General features: G+C 38.4%; 20 protein-coding genes. 19 read left to right on the forward strand and 1 reads right to left on the reverse strand.

Annotation, left to right across the window (positions count from 1 at the left end):
- Window positions 1-25: 25 nt before the first annotated feature.
- From FFM68_RS05165 to FFM68_RS05205, 9 genes are all read left to right on the forward strand, one after another.
- A complete protein-coding gene (locus FFM68_RS05165; protein WP_137618359.1) occupies window positions 26-424 on the forward strand; it encodes a head-tail connector protein in 399 nt (132 codons plus the stop codon).
- Window positions 421-768 (forward strand): putative minor capsid protein, encoded by a 348-nt coding sequence (locus tag FFM68_RS05170; protein ID WP_137618360.1) that lies wholly within the window; start codon window positions 421-423, stop codon window positions 766-768. Before FFM68_RS05165 ends, FFM68_RS05170 begins: the two co-directional genes overlap by 4 nt.
- Complete coding sequence (locus FFM68_RS05175) at window positions 768-1,103, forward strand: minor capsid protein (protein ID WP_137618361.1); 336 nt, start codon at window positions 768-770, stop codon at window positions 1,101-1,103. Before FFM68_RS05170 ends, FFM68_RS05175 begins: the two co-directional genes overlap by 1 nt.
- The gene (locus FFM68_RS05180) at window positions 1,103-1,495 is read left to right on the forward strand and encodes a phage tail terminator protein (protein ID WP_137618362.1); all 393 of its coding nucleotides are present in this window, start codon (window positions 1,103-1,105) and stop codon (window positions 1,493-1,495) included. Before FFM68_RS05175 ends, FFM68_RS05180 begins: the two co-directional genes overlap by 1 nt.
- A gap of 12 nt (window positions 1,496-1,507) precedes the next feature.
- A complete protein-coding gene (locus FFM68_RS05185) occupies window positions 1,508-1,978 on the forward strand; it encodes a phage tail tube protein (RefSeq protein WP_137618363.1) in 471 nt (156 codons plus the stop codon).
- Window positions 1,978-2,235 carry an Ig-like domain-containing protein gene (locus FFM68_RS05190; RefSeq protein WP_137618364.1) on the forward strand — a complete coding sequence of 86 codons (258 nt, stop codon included), beginning with the start codon at window positions 1,978-1,980 and terminating at the stop codon, window positions 2,233-2,235. Before FFM68_RS05185 ends, FFM68_RS05190 begins: the two co-directional genes overlap by 1 nt.
- A gap of 61 nt (window positions 2,236-2,296) precedes the next feature.
- Window positions 2,297-2,746 (forward strand): hypothetical protein, encoded by a 450-nt coding sequence (locus FFM68_RS05195; protein WP_137618365.1) that lies wholly within the window; start codon window positions 2,297-2,299, stop codon window positions 2,744-2,746.
- 5 nt (window positions 2,747-2,751) lie between these two features.
- Window positions 2,752-3,375 (forward strand): Gp15 family bacteriophage protein, encoded by a 624-nt coding sequence (locus FFM68_RS05200; RefSeq protein WP_137618366.1) that lies wholly within the window; start codon window positions 2,752-2,754, stop codon window positions 3,373-3,375.
- Window positions 3,376-3,389: 14 nt separating this feature from the next.
- Window positions 3,390-3,644, forward strand: coding sequence for a hypothetical protein (locus tag FFM68_RS05205; RefSeq protein ID WP_137618367.1), 255 nt, complete (start codon window positions 3,390-3,392; stop codon window positions 3,642-3,644).
- A 6-nt stretch (window positions 3,645-3,650) separates the two neighbouring features.
- Here FFM68_RS05205 and FFM68_RS05210 read toward each other — a convergent pair whose 3' ends face one another.
- Window positions 3,651-3,854 (reverse strand): hypothetical protein, encoded by a 204-nt coding sequence (locus FFM68_RS05210; RefSeq protein WP_137618368.1) that lies wholly within the window; start codon window positions 3,852-3,854, stop codon window positions 3,651-3,653.
- A gap of 80 nt (window positions 3,855-3,934) precedes the next feature.
- Between FFM68_RS05210 and FFM68_RS05215 the strand changes: the two genes are divergently transcribed.
- The 10 genes from FFM68_RS05215 to FFM68_RS05260 all read left to right on the forward strand — a co-directional run bounded on the left by FFM68_RS05215 (window position 3,935) and on the right by FFM68_RS05260 (window position 15,598).
- Window positions 3,935-8,788, forward strand: coding sequence for an aggregation-promoting factor C-terminal-like domain-containing protein (locus FFM68_RS05215; RefSeq protein WP_137618369.1), 4,854 nt, complete (start codon window positions 3,935-3,937; stop codon window positions 8,786-8,788).
- A complete protein-coding gene (locus FFM68_RS05220; RefSeq protein ID WP_137618370.1) occupies window positions 8,789-9,613 on the forward strand; it encodes a phage tail family protein in 825 nt (274 codons plus the stop codon).
- Window positions 9,614-9,621: 8 nt separating this feature from the next.
- Window positions 9,622-10,644 carry a phage tail protein gene (locus FFM68_RS05225; RefSeq protein ID WP_137618371.1) on the forward strand — a complete coding sequence of 341 codons (1,023 nt, stop codon included), beginning with the start codon at window positions 9,622-9,624 and terminating at the stop codon, window positions 10,642-10,644.
- Entirely contained in the window at window positions 10,644-11,696 is a 1,053-nt protein-coding gene (locus FFM68_RS05230) for a pectinesterase (protein ID WP_137618372.1), read from the forward strand. The genes FFM68_RS05225 and FFM68_RS05230 overlap by 1 nt, the downstream gene beginning before the upstream one ends.
- Window positions 11,696-13,426: a BppU family phage baseplate upper protein gene (locus FFM68_RS13230; protein WP_137618373.1), complete on the forward strand. Its 1,731-nt coding sequence runs from the start codon at window positions 11,696-11,698 to the stop codon at window positions 13,424-13,426. The genes FFM68_RS05230 and FFM68_RS13230 overlap by 1 nt, the downstream gene beginning before the upstream one ends.
- 11 nt (window positions 13,427-13,437) lie before the next feature.
- On the forward strand, window positions 13,438-13,818 hold the full coding sequence (locus tag FFM68_RS05240; RefSeq protein WP_137618374.1) for a hypothetical protein: 381 nt from the start codon (window positions 13,438-13,440) through the stop codon (window positions 13,816-13,818).
- Window positions 13,811-13,939: an XkdX family protein gene (locus FFM68_RS05245; RefSeq protein WP_137618375.1), complete on the forward strand. Its 129-nt coding sequence runs from the start codon at window positions 13,811-13,813 to the stop codon at window positions 13,937-13,939. The genes FFM68_RS05240 and FFM68_RS05245 overlap by 8 nt, the downstream gene beginning before the upstream one ends.
- A 64-nt stretch (window positions 13,940-14,003) precedes the next feature.
- Window positions 14,004-14,375, forward strand: coding sequence for a hypothetical protein (locus tag FFM68_RS05250; protein ID WP_244925808.1), 372 nt, complete (start codon window positions 14,004-14,006; stop codon window positions 14,373-14,375).
- Window positions 14,365-14,580, forward strand: a complete 216-nt coding sequence (locus tag FFM68_RS05255) for a phage holin (protein WP_137618488.1) — start codon at window positions 14,365-14,367, stop codon at window positions 14,578-14,580. Before FFM68_RS05250 ends, FFM68_RS05255 begins: the two co-directional genes overlap by 11 nt.
- A 1-nt stretch (window position 14,581) precedes the next feature.
- On the forward strand, window positions 14,582-15,598 hold the full coding sequence (locus tag FFM68_RS05260; protein WP_137618376.1) for a peptidoglycan recognition protein family protein: 1,017 nt from the start codon (window positions 14,582-14,584) through the stop codon (window positions 15,596-15,598).
- Window positions 15,599-15,622 lie beyond the last annotated feature (24 nt).

Here is a 15,622-nt window from a genome sequence, read left to right on the forward strand (position 1 = left end):
TTTTTCTCTTTTACGAGGTGATCAAATGAGCTATTTAACACACGAAGAATATAAAGAACTCGGATTCAGTAAAGTATCTGAAGCAAAAGTATTCGACGAATTAGAACAATACGCTGAGCGCCAACTAAATCGTGTTACCGGTGATTTTTACATGAGACATTCTTTAGCTGATGACACATTCAAATATCGAGCGGATAAGTTCAAAATCGCAATGGCTGTCCAAATTGAATATTTGAAGTCAGTTGGAGTTACTTCGTTATCAGACTTACTAAATGCTTCACCTTCAAGTGTCAGCGTTGGTCGTATGCGTATTGAATCGGGAAGCACGAATGCAGCAACAGTTGGCAGAACGATGGTTGCAACAGAGGCTTATAACGAGTTGATCTATACAGGCCTGCTTTATAAAGGAGTTGACTATAGATGATTCCTTTAATGCCAAAAGAACTTTGTAACCAGTCAATTACTTTGAGGCTGCTAGATGGTCATGACAAATGGCAAAAACCTGTCTTTTCTGAACCAATCACGATTAATCATATGATCTTTCAACCTCAAACAGTTTACAGTGGGGGTAATAACAATCGGCAAGTGGTAGCGAATGCTATCGCTTTTTTGTTTGCAGGTGTGTCTGACCCAATGCCAACAATAACTAAGAAACATGTTGGTTCAGAGATTGATTTTGAGGGTGAGACTTACACTATCACAACAATCGTTGATAACCGCAATCCTTACAGCAATGAAGTTTATTCATATGAGCTGGAGGTGCTGTAATGCTTCATGTTAAGGTCGAAAAAAACGGTGTAGATCGTAAGTTGTCGGTGGTGAATATCAATTCAGCACTGTACTACATGACTGCTCAAATGCATCCAGACATGAACTTATATGCGCCAAAACGTCATGGGCATTTAAGAGACAAATCATTTGTGAGTAAGAACCGAATCACGTATGCAGTGCCGTATGCACAAGCGCAGTTTAGAGGGTTTGTTAATGGGAGTAGAGTCAGAAACTACACCACTCCCGGTACTAGCAGACGTTGGGATCTTAGAGCAAAAGCGAATCACATGGACGCTTGGCGTAGAGCATTTATCAAGGGGGGGAACTTGTAGTGGATTTATGGGAACGATTATCTGATTCAATAGATTCTATTCAAGGCCTTCCAATGCCATGCTCGATGGGTTTTCTAAACGGTGAAGACACGCTTTGCGTTTATTCCATGCCGGGAAGTCGGACAGTCGAGGAATACTTTGACGGTACGAAAGAGCGGGAAATGCTCTATGAAGTCGGATTTAATACGAAAGATCAAGAAAAAGCCAATCAAACGCTTTGGCTCATATCAAATCATTTGGACGAACTCTCAACTTTGGAATCAGAAGATGGGAGCTTCGTCTTTTTAGGTATCGAAATAAGTGAAACACCTTTCGTTAGTGAACAGGACGTGCAAGGGAATTCAACTTATTTGTTAGGTATCAAAATCACTATTCATCAATTCAAAAATTAGGAGGAAACACAAATGGCAGAAAACAATAAAGAATTTTTACTGAACTTTAAAAACAAATTGGAAATCGACACAGCGGGGAATACTGATATTGCAGATGTGGCTAGCGCGTCGTTTGCGTTACTTGCAGCAGGGATCACAACTATTACTCCGGCTGCAGCGGACACTACAGATGCATCCCCTTACTACGATGGAGAAGGCTTCACTGATTCCACTGTAACCGGTAAAAGTATTACGTTCCAAGTTGCGGGACACCGTGTATTTGGTGACGCTGCGCAGGATTATGTAGCGTCTAAATTCTTGTCAATCGGAGATGAATTACGCACATTGGCTCAATGGACCGATGCAAAAGGGAATAAGGTACAAGCTGTGGTTACATTGACGGCTATCGTACCTTTTGGTGGAGCTGCGAATGCTAAGCAAACATTCAGCTTTACGATGGCGTTTAACGGTAAACCAGTAACGGTACCAGCGGTGGGGGAGTAATTAGCCCTACCAGTGTAGCGCTTAATAAAACGACGACTTCACTTGTGGTTGGGGCAAATGAAACCTTAACAGCTACTATTACACCAGCAACGGCAACTGATAAAACTGTTGCTTGGAAATCTAGCGATATAACAATAGCCACTGTTGATACAGCTGGTAAAGTATCAGCTGTTAAAGAGGGCACAGCAGATATTACAGTAACAACAACTACTGCAAGTAAAACTGCTAAATGCACAGTAACCGTTACAGCTGCATAAAAAAAGATTGAGAATGTATAACTAGAGGCTATGAAGCCTCTGGTTATTAGGAGGAAAACGAATGGCTATTAACAATATTATCGATTTAGATGAAAAGTTATCACTAACTAAACGATTACGAATTGCGGGTCAAGACTACGATGTCATTATTTCAGATGAGGTCGATCAAGCATTAGCTAACTATACAAACATTGAAGTATCTGTCCAACTGCGAGACATGGCTTCTAAGTTAGAAAAAATGGATGATGCAGAAACGACAACAGCAGACCAATACAAAACTTTTACTCAAAATGAAATTGATTCAATGCGAGATAGCGCCTTAGCTACGTTAGATGCAGTTTTAGGTGAAGGAGAAGGCAGACGTGTTTATGAATTTTATGGTTCAAGCACAAAAGTTCTGAACACAGTTATCGGATTGATTCAAGCAGAACTGGATAAGGTAATGGTCGAACGAAAGAAAACAGCTGATAAACATTACAGCAACCGCCACAAAAATAATAAAAAGAAGTGATCTGATTGTTTGATTTAATTGATGATCTAGAAACGAGTATTCTAATTGATGATTATGAGATCCCGCTAGACCTTTCATTTGATACAGTCTTGAAGTTTTATGAATTATTGGAAGATGACCGACTGCAATCATTCGAAAAAATCTATAAAGCATTTGATCTTTTCTATTTTGGTGATGATGTTTTGGCAAAGCAATTTAGTTTTGAACAAAAATCTAAACTAGTTGAGGATGTCAGCAATTATATCCAAAAGAATCCTTATGGGAATTCTGAGGATGGCAGCTTGGAATTTGAAGGTGTAGAACCCGAAAAATTATATTCTTACACGCAAGACGCTGGTGCAATCTATGCGTCTTTTTTTGCGGACTATGGAATAGATCTGTTGAAAGAAAGAGGGAAGATGCACTATATCACCTTTAAATCGTTATTGTCAGGATTGAGTGAGAAAACTCAATTTCAACGAATTCTATCTATTCGATCTAGAACAGTTAGCGGATTAGAAGGAGAATCACTGACAAATCTTTTGGAGTTGCAACAGTACTATGCTTTGGAGTCCGAAAAAACTGTGGATAACTTAGATAGTCAATTAGGCAGCATGTTCGACATGTTAGCTGCACAAGCAAAATCATAAACGGAGGCAATATAATGGATAACGAATATTTAAAGTTGTCAATCAAACCAAAAACAGAAAATCCGACTATATCAGCTAATCACGAGGTTAAACTCAACGATTGGGTTCTAGGACATGGGGTAACAAAAATTGAATTATCTATGCCTGCTTACGAACGGCCTAAGTTAAAAATAGAATGTTATTTGGATGAGGTAGATATTAAAGAGGTGCTTGTGGGTAAAGAAATCCTTCCTCTGAGCAAATATCTAAGTGATTCAAAGGAAGGATAAAAGAAATTATTTGTTTATAACAATGGGAGCAAAATCATCGTAATACATTTCAGATAACAAGATATTCTCTGGATATTTTCCGTGATAAAAGTTAACGGTATCCATAACGTCTTTTTGATCAAACTCTTTTAGATAATGTGTTGAAGTGCCTGTCGGGGCTTCTTTAATAATATCAAGCAATTTTTCTCCTATTAATTTGTTATAGCTCATAACTTCACCTCCAATCTTCAATCAATATAGTAAAACAAAAAAATAATTAAATACACAATAAATGGAAAGGAGGGAAATGAATGGCAGCAGATGCAACAATAAATATTGATGTAATGCTCTCTAACCTTCCGAATTTCAAAAACGACGTCTCTTTTGTTGACGATGTTTTGACTAAGTTAGGCATGAATACTGGTTCAAAGATGGATGATTCGTTTAAAGCTGAAACGGTTAAAATTGAATCTATTGCGAAGTCTACCAAAAAATATGTAGATAATACATTTGATAATCCAGTTAAATTCACTATTAAAGCGGATAATTCAGATGCAGAAAAAGACGTTAAAGAAACAAAAGCTTTCTTAAAGGATATTCCGAAAAGTAAGATCACTGAACTGAAAGCTGATAACGATGGTATGGCGTTGAAAATCCAATCCACTAAAGACGGAATTGGCAAAATACCTACTACTAAGAAAACAGTTGTAGATTTAGAAAACACAGAATTCAATCAGCAAGTTGAAACGACAAAAAAGAAAATTGTTAGATTCCCGAAAGAATTAAAAACAAAAATCATTGCGGATGCTGAAGAGCAAGGTATTAAAGATTTCGATAAATTATTGAAAAAATTACCTTATGAAAAAAAAGTAGAACTTCGGACAATGGCGAAAACTGGCGAAGCAATCGATTATAAAAAAATTATCGCTGAAATTCCTAAACAAAAAGAAACTATTTTGAATGCTGATGCCACTCAAGCAAAGTCTGAAACAAAAGAACTTGGGGAAACTGCTGAACGAACAGAATCGAAGTATATGAGCTTAAAGGACAAGCTTTCTATTGGTGCAATTGCTGGAGTTGCTTCAAGTGCAATTCAAGTAATCACTGGTAGTTTTAGTGAATTAATTGGTGAATCTGTACAAGCTTCTGACTCAATCGATAAATTTAAATCCACTATGAAACTAGGTGGATTTGGTGAAAAAGAGATCAACGAAGCGACTAAAATTGTACAAAAATATGCAGATGATACTGTATATGACCTTTCTACAGTTTCTAACACAACTGCTCAATTAGCGGCAAACGGTATTAAAAATTATACCGAATTAACTCAAGCAGCAGGTAACTTGAATGCTCAAGCTGGCGGGAGTGCTGAGACTTTCAAGGCAGTAGCAATGATGCTTACCCAAACAGCTGGGGCAGGGAAACTTACTACTGAAAACTGGAATCAGTTGGCAGATGCAATACCTGGTGCATCAGGCGTGTTACAAAAAGCGATGGTCGATAACGGTGCATACACAGGCAATTTCCGTGATGCAATGGAAAAAGGCGAGATTTCTGCTGATGAGTTTAACCAAGCGATTACTAAACTAGGAATGAACGACGGTGCAATTCAAGCCGCTAAAACAACCACAACTTTTGAAGGCGCAATTGGTAATTTGCAAGCGAATATCGTCGGTGGAATCAATGACATTATCAAACATCTTGGAAAAGATAAGCTTACAGGTATAATCAACGGCGCATCTGATTCTGTTGTCGGGTTATTTCAACATGTTTCTGACGTCTTTTCTTATCTGGACAAAAACAAGTCCACGATTGGAAATATCACTGGCAACGTCAAGGACTTAGCCGGTGCATTGATTTCTGGCGCTTGGGAGCAAGGAAAGGATATTCTCCTTGCTGTTGCAGATATGTTCGGTTTGATCGATGATAATACAAAGAAAATCAAAGATCCTCTTAAACAGTTGGATAAAATCATTGAAAACCTAGCTGACAATAAAGATAAAGTTGAATTACTGGGTAAAGCACTTGTGACTATGTTCGCAGTGAAAAAAGGTTTTGAATTCATTTCGATGATAAAAGATGCTAAAAAACACTTATTAGAATTCACTGCTATTGAAAAAGCCACTAGCTTTTTAAGCGGAGGATTTGGAAACGCCACTAAAGCAGGAGTGACTCAAACAGTTACGGAGACGGCAGCTACTGTAGCGCCTGCTGCTGTTGGTGGAACAGGTATTGCAGCGAAATTAGGATCTTTAGTGACAGGACTGGCTAAGTTAACGCCGGTTATAAGCGTGATAGCAAGTGTACCAGAGCTTTTCAAAAAAGGATCTACAGGAGAAAAAACTGGAGGATTTTTAGGCGGTATCGGCGGCGGTCTTGGTGGTGCTAAATTAGGCGCAACGATTGGAACGATGATAGCTCCTGGAATTGGTACCGCAATAGGTACCGTGTTAGGCGGCGCGGCAGGACAGTTTGCCGGCTCGAAATTTGGTAGTGGCTTTGTTGGCAGCTTGCAAGAATCTCTGAATGGAAAACCGTTGAAGCCTAAAGTAAAAAAAACCAAGGCTAAAATCGAAATTGAAATTGATGAGAAAAAAATAAATAAAAAAATCGCTCCAGAGATCAAAAAGCTAAATAAAGCACTTCTTGTCGACATGGGTATTGACCCTAAAAGCACTAAGAAAGCAAAAAAAGAATCCGATAAACTTTTTGAAGAAATGGGCAAAGACATCGATGGTTACTACAAAAAGAAGCAAAAACAATCTAAAAAAGATTTAGATTTGCTTGTTAAGCAAGGCGTTATGACAAGGGAAGAAGCGGATAAACTTCTCAAGAAAGAACAAAAAAATAACGATGCTTCCAAGAAAAGTAAAAAAGATGCGCTCATAAAAATGCAGACGACCGTCAACGAATACTACAAAAAGGTAGAAGGCATTCAGAATGATTCCAGCAAAAGTGAAAAACAAAAAAATAAAGAACTTAATAAATTACGGAAACAGTTCGTCAAGGATTATGTTGCTGATCAATTTGCCATGAATGGGAAAGCTGTCGAAGCAATCGAAAACGGCGCTAAAGAACAAGAAGATTTGCTTAAACAACTACGTAAGAAAAAAGGCAAGTTAAGCGCAAAAGATTTAGAGGCCACTCAAGAAGAGGCAGATAAACTTTACGAAGCATCTGTCAAACCAGCAAAAAAGACTCGTGATGATGTTATTAAGGCTGCTGACAAAAAGTACAAAGAGACTGTTAAAGCAGCTAAACGTCAACGTGATGAAACAGGTACTCTTTCTCAAGAACAGTATGAAAAAGTTGTCAAAGAAGCTAGAAAACAACGCGACGATACTCATACTGCTGCAAAAAATCAATACAAAGAAGTAACTGCTAAAGCAAAAGAACAGCACGATAAAGTCAGCGACGAGATTAAAAAGCAAAAAACAGCTGTTGTTACATTAGCGAATGATCAGGCTAGGCAACATATCGGTGCATCACAAAATGAGACCGGCACAGTACAAGGTTCTTGGAAAGGATTACAAACCAACCTTAAATCCATTGTGAATGGCATTGTGGATGGTATTAACGGGTTGTTAAATGGATTGCATAAAGGATGGGGAAAAATTCCCAAATGGGGTGCTCACGCAAAAGGTACAAGCGGTCTAACAGAAGATGAAATTGCGCTAGTTGGTGAAGAAGGGTTTGAAATGGCCCATCATCCATCTAAGGGAATTTTCGCGGTCGGTGTAAATGGTCCCGAAATTAGACCTTTACAAGCAGGTACGTCTATTTTACCTCATGAAGCATCGAAACAGTTTTTATCTATGACAAAAGGACTTCCTGCCCATGCTAGTGGTGTTTGGGGAACGATCAACAACATAGCAGATTGGGTCAAAGAGAAGGCTGAAAATGTTGAAGACTTTGTCTTTGATGGAGCCGACAAACTTTACAACACTGTCACGGATAAGCTTGGTATATCCAAGTTTTTGGACTCATTAGGAGACTCAGCAGAATTCAAGGTTGCTAAAGGTGGCTTGAATACGGTTAAGGACAACGTAATCAAATATGCTCAATCTTTATTTGATCAGTATCAAGAAGAATTTGGAAGTTCCGGTAGTTTTGATGGGGCTATGAACGCGAATGGCGTTTATGATTACTTAGTTAAGGTAGCTCAAAAAGTTATCGGGAAATTTGGCAGTGGCTTTTATGTTTCTTCAGGCTATAGAGCTGGCGATCAGTATCATCATGGACAACATCAGGCTATTGATATCGCAATTCCAGGATCTATATTGAATCCACTTTACACCAAGGCGGCGAACTATGCATTTGAAAAATTTCCGAAAGAAGTTGGCTATGTAATCACTAACGGAATGGTTCGTGACCGCATGGGATACACCCACGGAGGCACTTCTGGTAAATGGGTCCCTTGGGGATCAACTGACCATGACAACCATGTCCATATTTCTGGACGGATGGGATCAGGTGATATATATCATGGTAATACAAATTCTGGAGGAACAAACGCAAAACCAACCGGCGGTCATCAAAATTGGATGAAACAGGCCGGATTTAGTCCGTCTGAATATGCGGCAATCGATTACATTGTTAACCACGAGTCTAGTTGGAACCCTCAAGCTACTAATCCAGGAAGTGGTGCATACGGACTTCCGCAATCATTACCAGCTAGCAAACTAGCTTCAGCTGGTTCTGACTGGCGAACGAATCCAATTACGCAATTAAGATGGATGCGTGATTATGTTAATGGGCGATATGGCGGAGCCAACGGGGCTTTGAGTTTTTGGAAAGCTAATCATTGGTACGCTAACGGCGGAGAAGTAGATAAACCAACCCTTGCATGGATTGGTGAAGACCCGAATTATGCTAAGGAATTTATTATCAACCCTGCCAAGGACAGCGCTGATTTGTTGATTCAAAAAGCAGTAGCTGCTAGAGAGCAGTACAAGCCTGCAACATCAGCGCCAAGCGTTTCTGCTTACAGTAACTCAAGAGGTCACAGTGTAAGTCAATCCGATTTGGATCATTTAGTTGATCAGATAAATAAACGACCAGTAGAAGTAAATAGCTATATAGATGGCAAACAAGTCGGGCATTCTGTAGATCAAACAAACGCTTCAACTTTTAAACGCAAATTATATACGGCAAGGAGGGCTTAGATGGTAAAAACAGATGTCTTATTAAGATTTAGTGATTGTGATTACTGTTTGACGAATGATCATGATATTAAAGTTGCTTCAATTGTCATTGGAATGCCCGTCCCAAAAAATGAATTTACATCATTTCAAGGATCCGTCGGCCAAAGATTAGTTAATCATTCATTTGATTCATTTCCAATCATGCTTGATTTTGATTTAAAGGTCAGCACTTTAGACGACCTCGTTTTAAGAGAAACTGAGTTGAGAGAATTGTTTTCTCGAGAAGCTGAATACTATTTCATCTATTCGAAAGAGCCGGGAAAACGTTATCCGGTGTCTTTAGACAGTATATCGGTTACAAAAAAAGCGTTTTTCATGTCTCATTTCACTGTATCTTTTAATGTGTTTAAAGGGTACGCTGAATCGATTACCTCAACGCTATCTGATTTCAGTCTGAATAATGAATGGCAATTCAGTCAGGGACTTGTGGATGGAGATTACAAATATACTCATGAAACTAGTCGTTTTACTATCTTTAACGCTGGGAGTTTTCCTGTAGATCCTAGAGAAGTGTATTTAAAAATCACTTTACAAGGTGAGTCTGGAGGAAATGCGACCATCTTTAACAGAACTACTGGGGAAAGATTCATCTATTTCCCTGAGTTCTCTACTAATTTAGGGCAAACAGTCACTATAGATCGTGTATATCCGAAATTAAACGGTGTTAGTCGGGGCATTGATACAAATCACGGATTAATCACACTAGTCGAAGGGATCAACGAAATTGAAATTCAAAATGTAGCTAACGTTAAATCTTTTTGGGATTTTCGTTATTTATATAAGTAGGTGATATCATGACTGATTTGTTAGTTAGAAATTTAGAAGAGAATAAAGAAGAAATCCTTATCGGTTATGATAAGGATTCTTTCTATGAATCTTGGCAAGAAAATGAAACGTGGGAAGTCAGTTTTACTATACAAAGAACAAATTTTAACGGAATTAGTTTTGATTTGATTGATTACGAAAACATTTTGATTTGGAATGGTCAACGCTTTGTAATCAAGCAAATGGCCAGTTATGCTTCCGGCTCAAAAATATATAAGGATGTGACAGCTACTCATATTTACTATACGATTCAGGACTGTAGACAATATGATGGTTCACTGACCGGGAATTTGACAATTAATCAAGTTTTATCACATATTTTCAAATCAGGAAACAATAGTTTTACTTGGGAGGTTATAGATCCGATCGGTGTATTTAGTAAAGTTGAGCAGGAAAACTTTGGAAATGGTAACTATTTGGATCTTATTAATGAGGTTATAGATGATTACAAATGTGTAGTTATTCCTGACAATAAACACCTTAGGTTCTATCCTAGAGAGGAATATGGACAAACCACAGAAAAACAAATCCGATATAAATTTAATACTGATGAAGTGAAGTTTGATATTGACACGTTTGCTTTAAAGACTCAAATCCGTGGTTTTGGTAAAACGGATGATAAAGATAACTATATTTTTAGTCCAATAACTTATACAAGTCCTCTGGCTGAGAAATATGGTATTAGAGTTCAAGATCCGGTTGAGGATCAAAGATATACAATACCGGGAAATATGTCTGCACGGCTAAAGCAAGAGATACATGACTTCCCTGATATTTCTGGCTCAATCTCACTAAAGTGGGTTATTGAATTGGAAAAAGGCGATAGAGTTCCATTTATCTATGAGCCTTTAAATATTAATTCTCTTATACGAGTGGTAGGTATAACTTGTTACCCTGCATTGCCTAATAAACCGCCTGAAATCACTTTATCAAATACGAAGAAAACAATGACATCAATACTAGCGAATCTCGCTAAGAAAGGAGTGATTTGATGGAATTACTCAAACTTATTAAGAATCGTATCTCTTCAGAGTGGAAAAAAACGTTTAACGACAATGTTGATATTCTAAATCGCAATGCTCATGATCAAGATCAAAAACTAGATACTACGAACAGTCGAATCGACAACCTCGTTTTGCATAGTGGCGGTGATTCTCCTAACGAAGTAGTGGACGCGCGAGTAAATAATAAAGGCGAAACATTCGATACTTTAGAATCGAGACTGCTCGCTTCAGAGGATAAACACGATGAAGACGTGACTCAATTAGACATGACTCAAGAAAATCAGAGACTACAGTTTGAACAGTTAAACCAAGCAATTGGAAAATTAATGGGAACATATGGGGCAACGTTAGATTTATATGTTTCTGTTGATGGTGATGACAAAAATGGGGACGGGACAGAAGAAAAACCGTTCAAGACAATTCAAATGGCAGTGAACGTAATGCCGTTGATTTCTTCTTCTCAAATCACTATCTGGATCGATGATGGCGTGTATTTAGAAGATATAGTTCTTAAATCTATCAATGCTTTAAGGATTAATATTCGGACCATTCAAAGTTTAGGCGTTTTAGACCAAAGTAAAAATGATATGCCTGTTAAAGTCCGGTCAATCAGTTTCTTTAATTGTACGGGGTATTTTCAAATTGCTGGAATTCAAGCAGTGGACCAAGCAAACGCGCCTGTTTATGGTGGGCGTAAATATAGCTTTCTTTGTGAGCAAAGCGGCTATCTAGCGCTAAATCAAGTTAGGTGTGTCGAAAATACGAAAGCTATTTCAAACCATGTTGCAGTTTACACAGGAGGCTCTTCAAGATGTCATATTTACAATTCGTATTTTTCCAATCAAAATCAACTTAATTTATCTATTTTAATGTCTGAAACGCGTATTGCTCAAGATGTACTTGGAACTGGAAATAATATTGGTTTTGAAGCTTCAGATGGCACTGTGCGCGATGGTAGTACGAGTGCTTTAACAGCAACGACTAAACAAAAAACTAGCGGTCAAGGCTTGATTATCTCTAAAGGGACGGTGTTGTCCTAATGTTCAAAACAAATGAAGAAATCATTGTCATTCAGGCAAAAGCGACCACTCCTATTTCGACTGGAGTGGTTTTTTGGTCGCATGACAAAGGAACCGCTAAAATGCTTTTTCAACTGCAAAAGGATTATGTTAATCAAACATTAGCTGAAGGAACGATTGTTCCAATTTGCTTAGATTTTATTGGCGGTCGTCATATTTATCATGCGATAATCGAAGATGCAGTGAACGGAATTGTATCAATTGTTCTAGAAGATAATATTTTAGGCTACGTTGGTCGCGTAGAGGGGTCAATTTATATTGAGTTACCTGATTCGCGTTCACTCGATACCGCTGGACGTTTTACCTTTGACATCAAACGAAGCCCGATTGATTTGAACACGCCTGAATTAGATGACTACTACTGGCAAGGTTTCAACGAGATTATGAATCAATATCATCAAACCATTGCTGGAATTGAAACAGAATCTGAAAGATTACTTAATGAACTGCAAGCTCGAATTTTAACACTCGAAGAAAAATTAGATGATGTTGAGGTTAGAGCAAGATTTAAAACTGCATGGTCTTGGTCAGCAGACGGAACGGACAGGTTTACGCCTGTTTACCCGGGGGAGAATATCATCGAGGGTGGCTGGGAACTCGGAGGTTTGGTATGGGATAGCGGTGATGACTATACAGCAACTGATAGAATTAGATCCGTCAACTTCATTGAAGTTGAAGAAGGTGACGAATTAGTTTTCGGCTTGGACGGTAAGTTAGTTGCTCTTAATGTGGTTGCGTACGACTCAAATTTCGAATCAGTATATTCAAGTACAGAAAACTCATTAAACAGAGTCAGATATACTGTTCCTGAAAATGTAGCGTATCTCCGTTTCGTCAAACCACAAAATACAGACCCTTCATCAAAATTAAAGGTTGAAAAAGGCAACACATCAACAATCTACACACCTGCTCCATCAGAAGATTTCGCCAACGCCTATCCAACCTACAAAGGTATCTCAATCGTTGATAGCGATAATCCAGCGGACTATTCGTGGCAACCTGAGGATAACACGATTGCTAAAAAAGCAACTCTTGATTCCCATACTGAAAATATCAGTAATCCACATAAAGTCACGAAAACGCAAATTGGACTAGGAAACGTTGATAACTATTCGACTGCTACGCAGGCTGAAGCTGAAGCGGGGACGGCCACTAATAAGTTTATGACACCTTCTTTAGTGTTTAAAGCAATCGCAAAATGGGTTCAAGGCAAGTTTGTTTCTGCGACTGGAAATGAAACTATTTTAGGAACAAAGAATTTTCAAGATGGGCTTCAAGTGGGCGGGAATCCAGCTGGCCTTGTCAATGACGCTTGCTGGTGTGAAGATTTTGCAGTTAATAATTTAACTGCGGGAATAGTAAATCCTGATATTCAAAGATTTTCCACTTCGAACGCTGAGGCTTTTTCAATGAGTGGTAAAGTAATTACTATCAAAAAATCAGGCGTTTATATGATGACGCTAGGAGTGAATTACACTGGATTAACCAATTGGTTAACATTTGGAATTTCGAGGTTGAACGGTACATCTTTAGTAAATAGAAATTTGCTAGGGTCTCCAGCATCTGGCTCAAACTCACTAACGTACGTCAGAAGTTTTGAAGGCAATGATCAATTAACTATCGAATTTAATTCGGGAACCGCAGGAACGACCATGCAGAAAATAAATTTGGCTATTGTTAAATTGGCTTAGGAGGGAAAAATATGAAAACAATTTACAAAGTATTATATCCATTGGGATATGAAGAACACGAAGTGGCAGATGATTTCCCAACAACGTTACCATTTGTTGAAATTGTTCCTTTAGATTCGTTGACTGAACCGCAATCCCAATTCTTCAATTTTACAGAAGGAAAATGGGAAGAAGCAGTCACACAAGATTATTCTGAGAAACTTGAATTGTTGGAAAATCTGTCTACAGGTTTGCAAGCTGATAACACAACGCTAAAAGAATCAAACGCGGCACTAACTACTAAAACAGATTCAATGGCACAACTGAATGCCAAATTAATGTTGAATGATGTAGCAATAAATAAAGAAATTGAATCGATCAAAACTCAAATCGGAGGTGCTGCGAATGTTTAATTTTGATGATATTAAAATGATGTACGATTGGGGTTGCTTCACTGAAGAGGATGTAAAACAATTCGTGCCTACTTGTATTACTGAAGAAGAAGCGAATCAGATTATCGCTAAAGCTGAATAAGCTTTATTTTTTTAGCCTCGTTTTTGACGGGGCTATTTATTTTGATTGGAAGGTGGAAAGGCATGTGCATTTTTTCGACGAGTTACTAGAACTCAATGGGCTTTTAATGTCTTTGGGAATTGGAGGTATTGTAGGCGTTCTAGGTTGGGTAGGAAAATTGATACTAAAGAATAAAAATATTGCAGAACAAAATAAACAACTAACGGAACAGCGATTTAAAATGCTTGAAGCTGCAAATATAGCTATCTTACACAATGAGATTTATAAGCAATGCTCTTATTTTATTGAAGAAGGGGCAGTTGCTGTAGATGATTTGGATAATCTCGAATATTTGTGGCGAGGGTATCGCGGATTGGGAGGAAATGGAACTGGAGAGCTTCTATACAATCGAGTTAGAGAACTTCCTTTGAAGGGAGGTGAGTCCCATTCAAAATAAAACATTTGAAACTTTAAAATGGATTGCTTTAATTGTAATCCCAGCATTAGCAACGTTTGTCGGATTAATCGGTAAAGCAATCAATTGGCAATACACAGATATTGCTGTAATCATCATTACTGGTTTGAGCACCTTTTTAGGTACTGTTTTAGGAGTATCGAACCGCACATACAAAAAATTTTCTACAGATAGTCAGGAGGACTAGAATGAAAAAGAAATTTTTAATTGGAGCTGTCGCAGCTCTTTTTTTGTTGCCAACACAGGCGTTTGCGTACACAGTCAACAACGAATTTAATTTAGGCCCTGGCGAGGGGAGTTCAATTCAAGCAAATCCAAATTATATTGTGGCGCATGATACTGCAAATCCAAATGCAACAGGTCGTAACGAAGCGACGTTCATGAAACGGAATTGGGCAAATGCCTACACTGCTTATATCGTTGGTGATGGTATTGTGTATCAAGTTGGAGAACCTGGTTACGTGCAATATGGTGCTGGCTCATATGCTAACGCTAATTCACCCGTTCAAATTGAGTTGCAAGCAACTCCAAATGCGGCATTGTTCAAACAAAACTACAAAGTTTATATTGATCTGATTCGTGATAGCGCAAAGCGGTTTAATATTCCTTTGACTGTAGACAGTCCAGTTAATGGAAAAGGTGTAATCAGTCACCAGTATATTTCAACAAATTGGTGGGGCGATCATACTGATCCGTACGGATATTTAGCTAGCCAAGGCGTATCCCAAACGCAGTTTGCTCATGATGTGAAATACGGTATTGACGGTTCTGAAGCGGACAATCCAGCTACTAACCCAACGCCAATTCCATCTAAGCCAGTTGATCCAACAACGGCTGGTTCTGGATATTCTGTAATGGATAGTGGCAACAATCATGGTCACTTGGATCAATGGGGACGAATTGGTAACACACTCAAAACACGAGGGTGGCACGTAGCTAATTATCAATATCAATATGTATTCATTATTGATCGTACAACTGGTAAAGAATTAGCACGTCAAAAAGCACCTGGTGTAGCACGCCCAGATGTGAATGTAGCATATAAAACGACTGGTAAAGTCGGTTATGATGTGAACTTCAATGCTAAACAATTTAGTGGGAAATCAGTCATTGTTATGACACGTGCAACCAATGATGCTAACGGAAATACTTCTGGTGGTCATCAAGACTTTTATGAAACACGCTGGTATCACGATATTAAGTAAACTCAAACACCCTCTACAGCCTTA

The organism is Enterococcus xiangfangensis (genome assembly GCF_005405365.1).
Taxonomy (GTDB): Bacteria; Bacillota; Bacilli; order Lactobacillales; family Enterococcaceae; genus Enterococcus_A; species Enterococcus_A xiangfangensis.

Bases quoted from the DNA above. Each gene is read 5' to 3' on its own strand.
- FFM68_RS05245 (WP_137618375.1), top strand. From the start codon at position 13,811: ATGTTTAATTTTGATGATATTAAAATGATGTACGATTGGGGTTGCTTC.
- FFM68_RS05170 (WP_137618360.1), top strand. From the start codon at position 421: ATGATTCCTTTAATGCCAAAAGAACTTTGTAACCAGTCAATTACTTTG.
- FFM68_RS05205 (WP_137618367.1), top strand. From the start codon at position 3,390: ATGGATAACGAATATTTAAAGTTGTCAATCAAACCAAAAACAGAAAAT.
- FFM68_RS05185 (WP_137618363.1), top strand. From the start codon at position 1,508: ATGGCAGAAAACAATAAAGAATTTTTACTGAACTTTAAAAACAAATTG.
- FFM68_RS05260 (WP_137618376.1), top strand. From the start codon at position 14,582: ATGAAAAAGAAATTTTTAATTGGAGCTGTCGCAGCTCTTTTTTTGTTG.
- FFM68_RS05215 (WP_137618369.1), top strand. From the start codon at position 3,935: ATGGCAGCAGATGCAACAATAAATATTGATGTAATGCTCTCTAACCTT.
- FFM68_RS05175 (WP_137618361.1), top strand. From the start codon at position 768: ATGCTTCATGTTAAGGTCGAAAAAAACGGTGTAGATCGTAAGTTGTCG.
- FFM68_RS05195 (WP_137618365.1), top strand. From the start codon at position 2,297: ATGGCTATTAACAATATTATCGATTTAGATGAAAAGTTATCACTAACT.
- FFM68_RS13230 (WP_137618373.1), top strand. From the start codon at position 11,696: ATGTTCAAAACAAATGAAGAAATCATTGTCATTCAGGCAAAAGCGACC.
- FFM68_RS05165 (WP_137618359.1), top strand. From the start codon at position 26: ATGAGCTATTTAACACACGAAGAATATAAAGAACTCGGATTCAGTAAA.
- FFM68_RS05230 (WP_137618372.1), top strand. From the start codon at position 10,644: ATGGAATTACTCAAACTTATTAAGAATCGTATCTCTTCAGAGTGGAAA.
- FFM68_RS05225 (WP_137618371.1), top strand. From the start codon at position 9,622: ATGACTGATTTGTTAGTTAGAAATTTAGAAGAGAATAAAGAAGAAATC.
- FFM68_RS05210 (WP_137618368.1), bottom strand. From the start codon at position 3,854: ATGAGCTATAACAAATTAATAGGAGAAAAATTGCTTGATATTATTAAA.
- FFM68_RS05240 (WP_137618374.1), top strand. From the start codon at position 13,438: ATGAAAACAATTTACAAAGTATTATATCCATTGGGATATGAAGAACAC.
- FFM68_RS05220 (WP_137618370.1), top strand. From the start codon at position 8,789: ATGGTAAAAACAGATGTCTTATTAAGATTTAGTGATTGTGATTACTGT.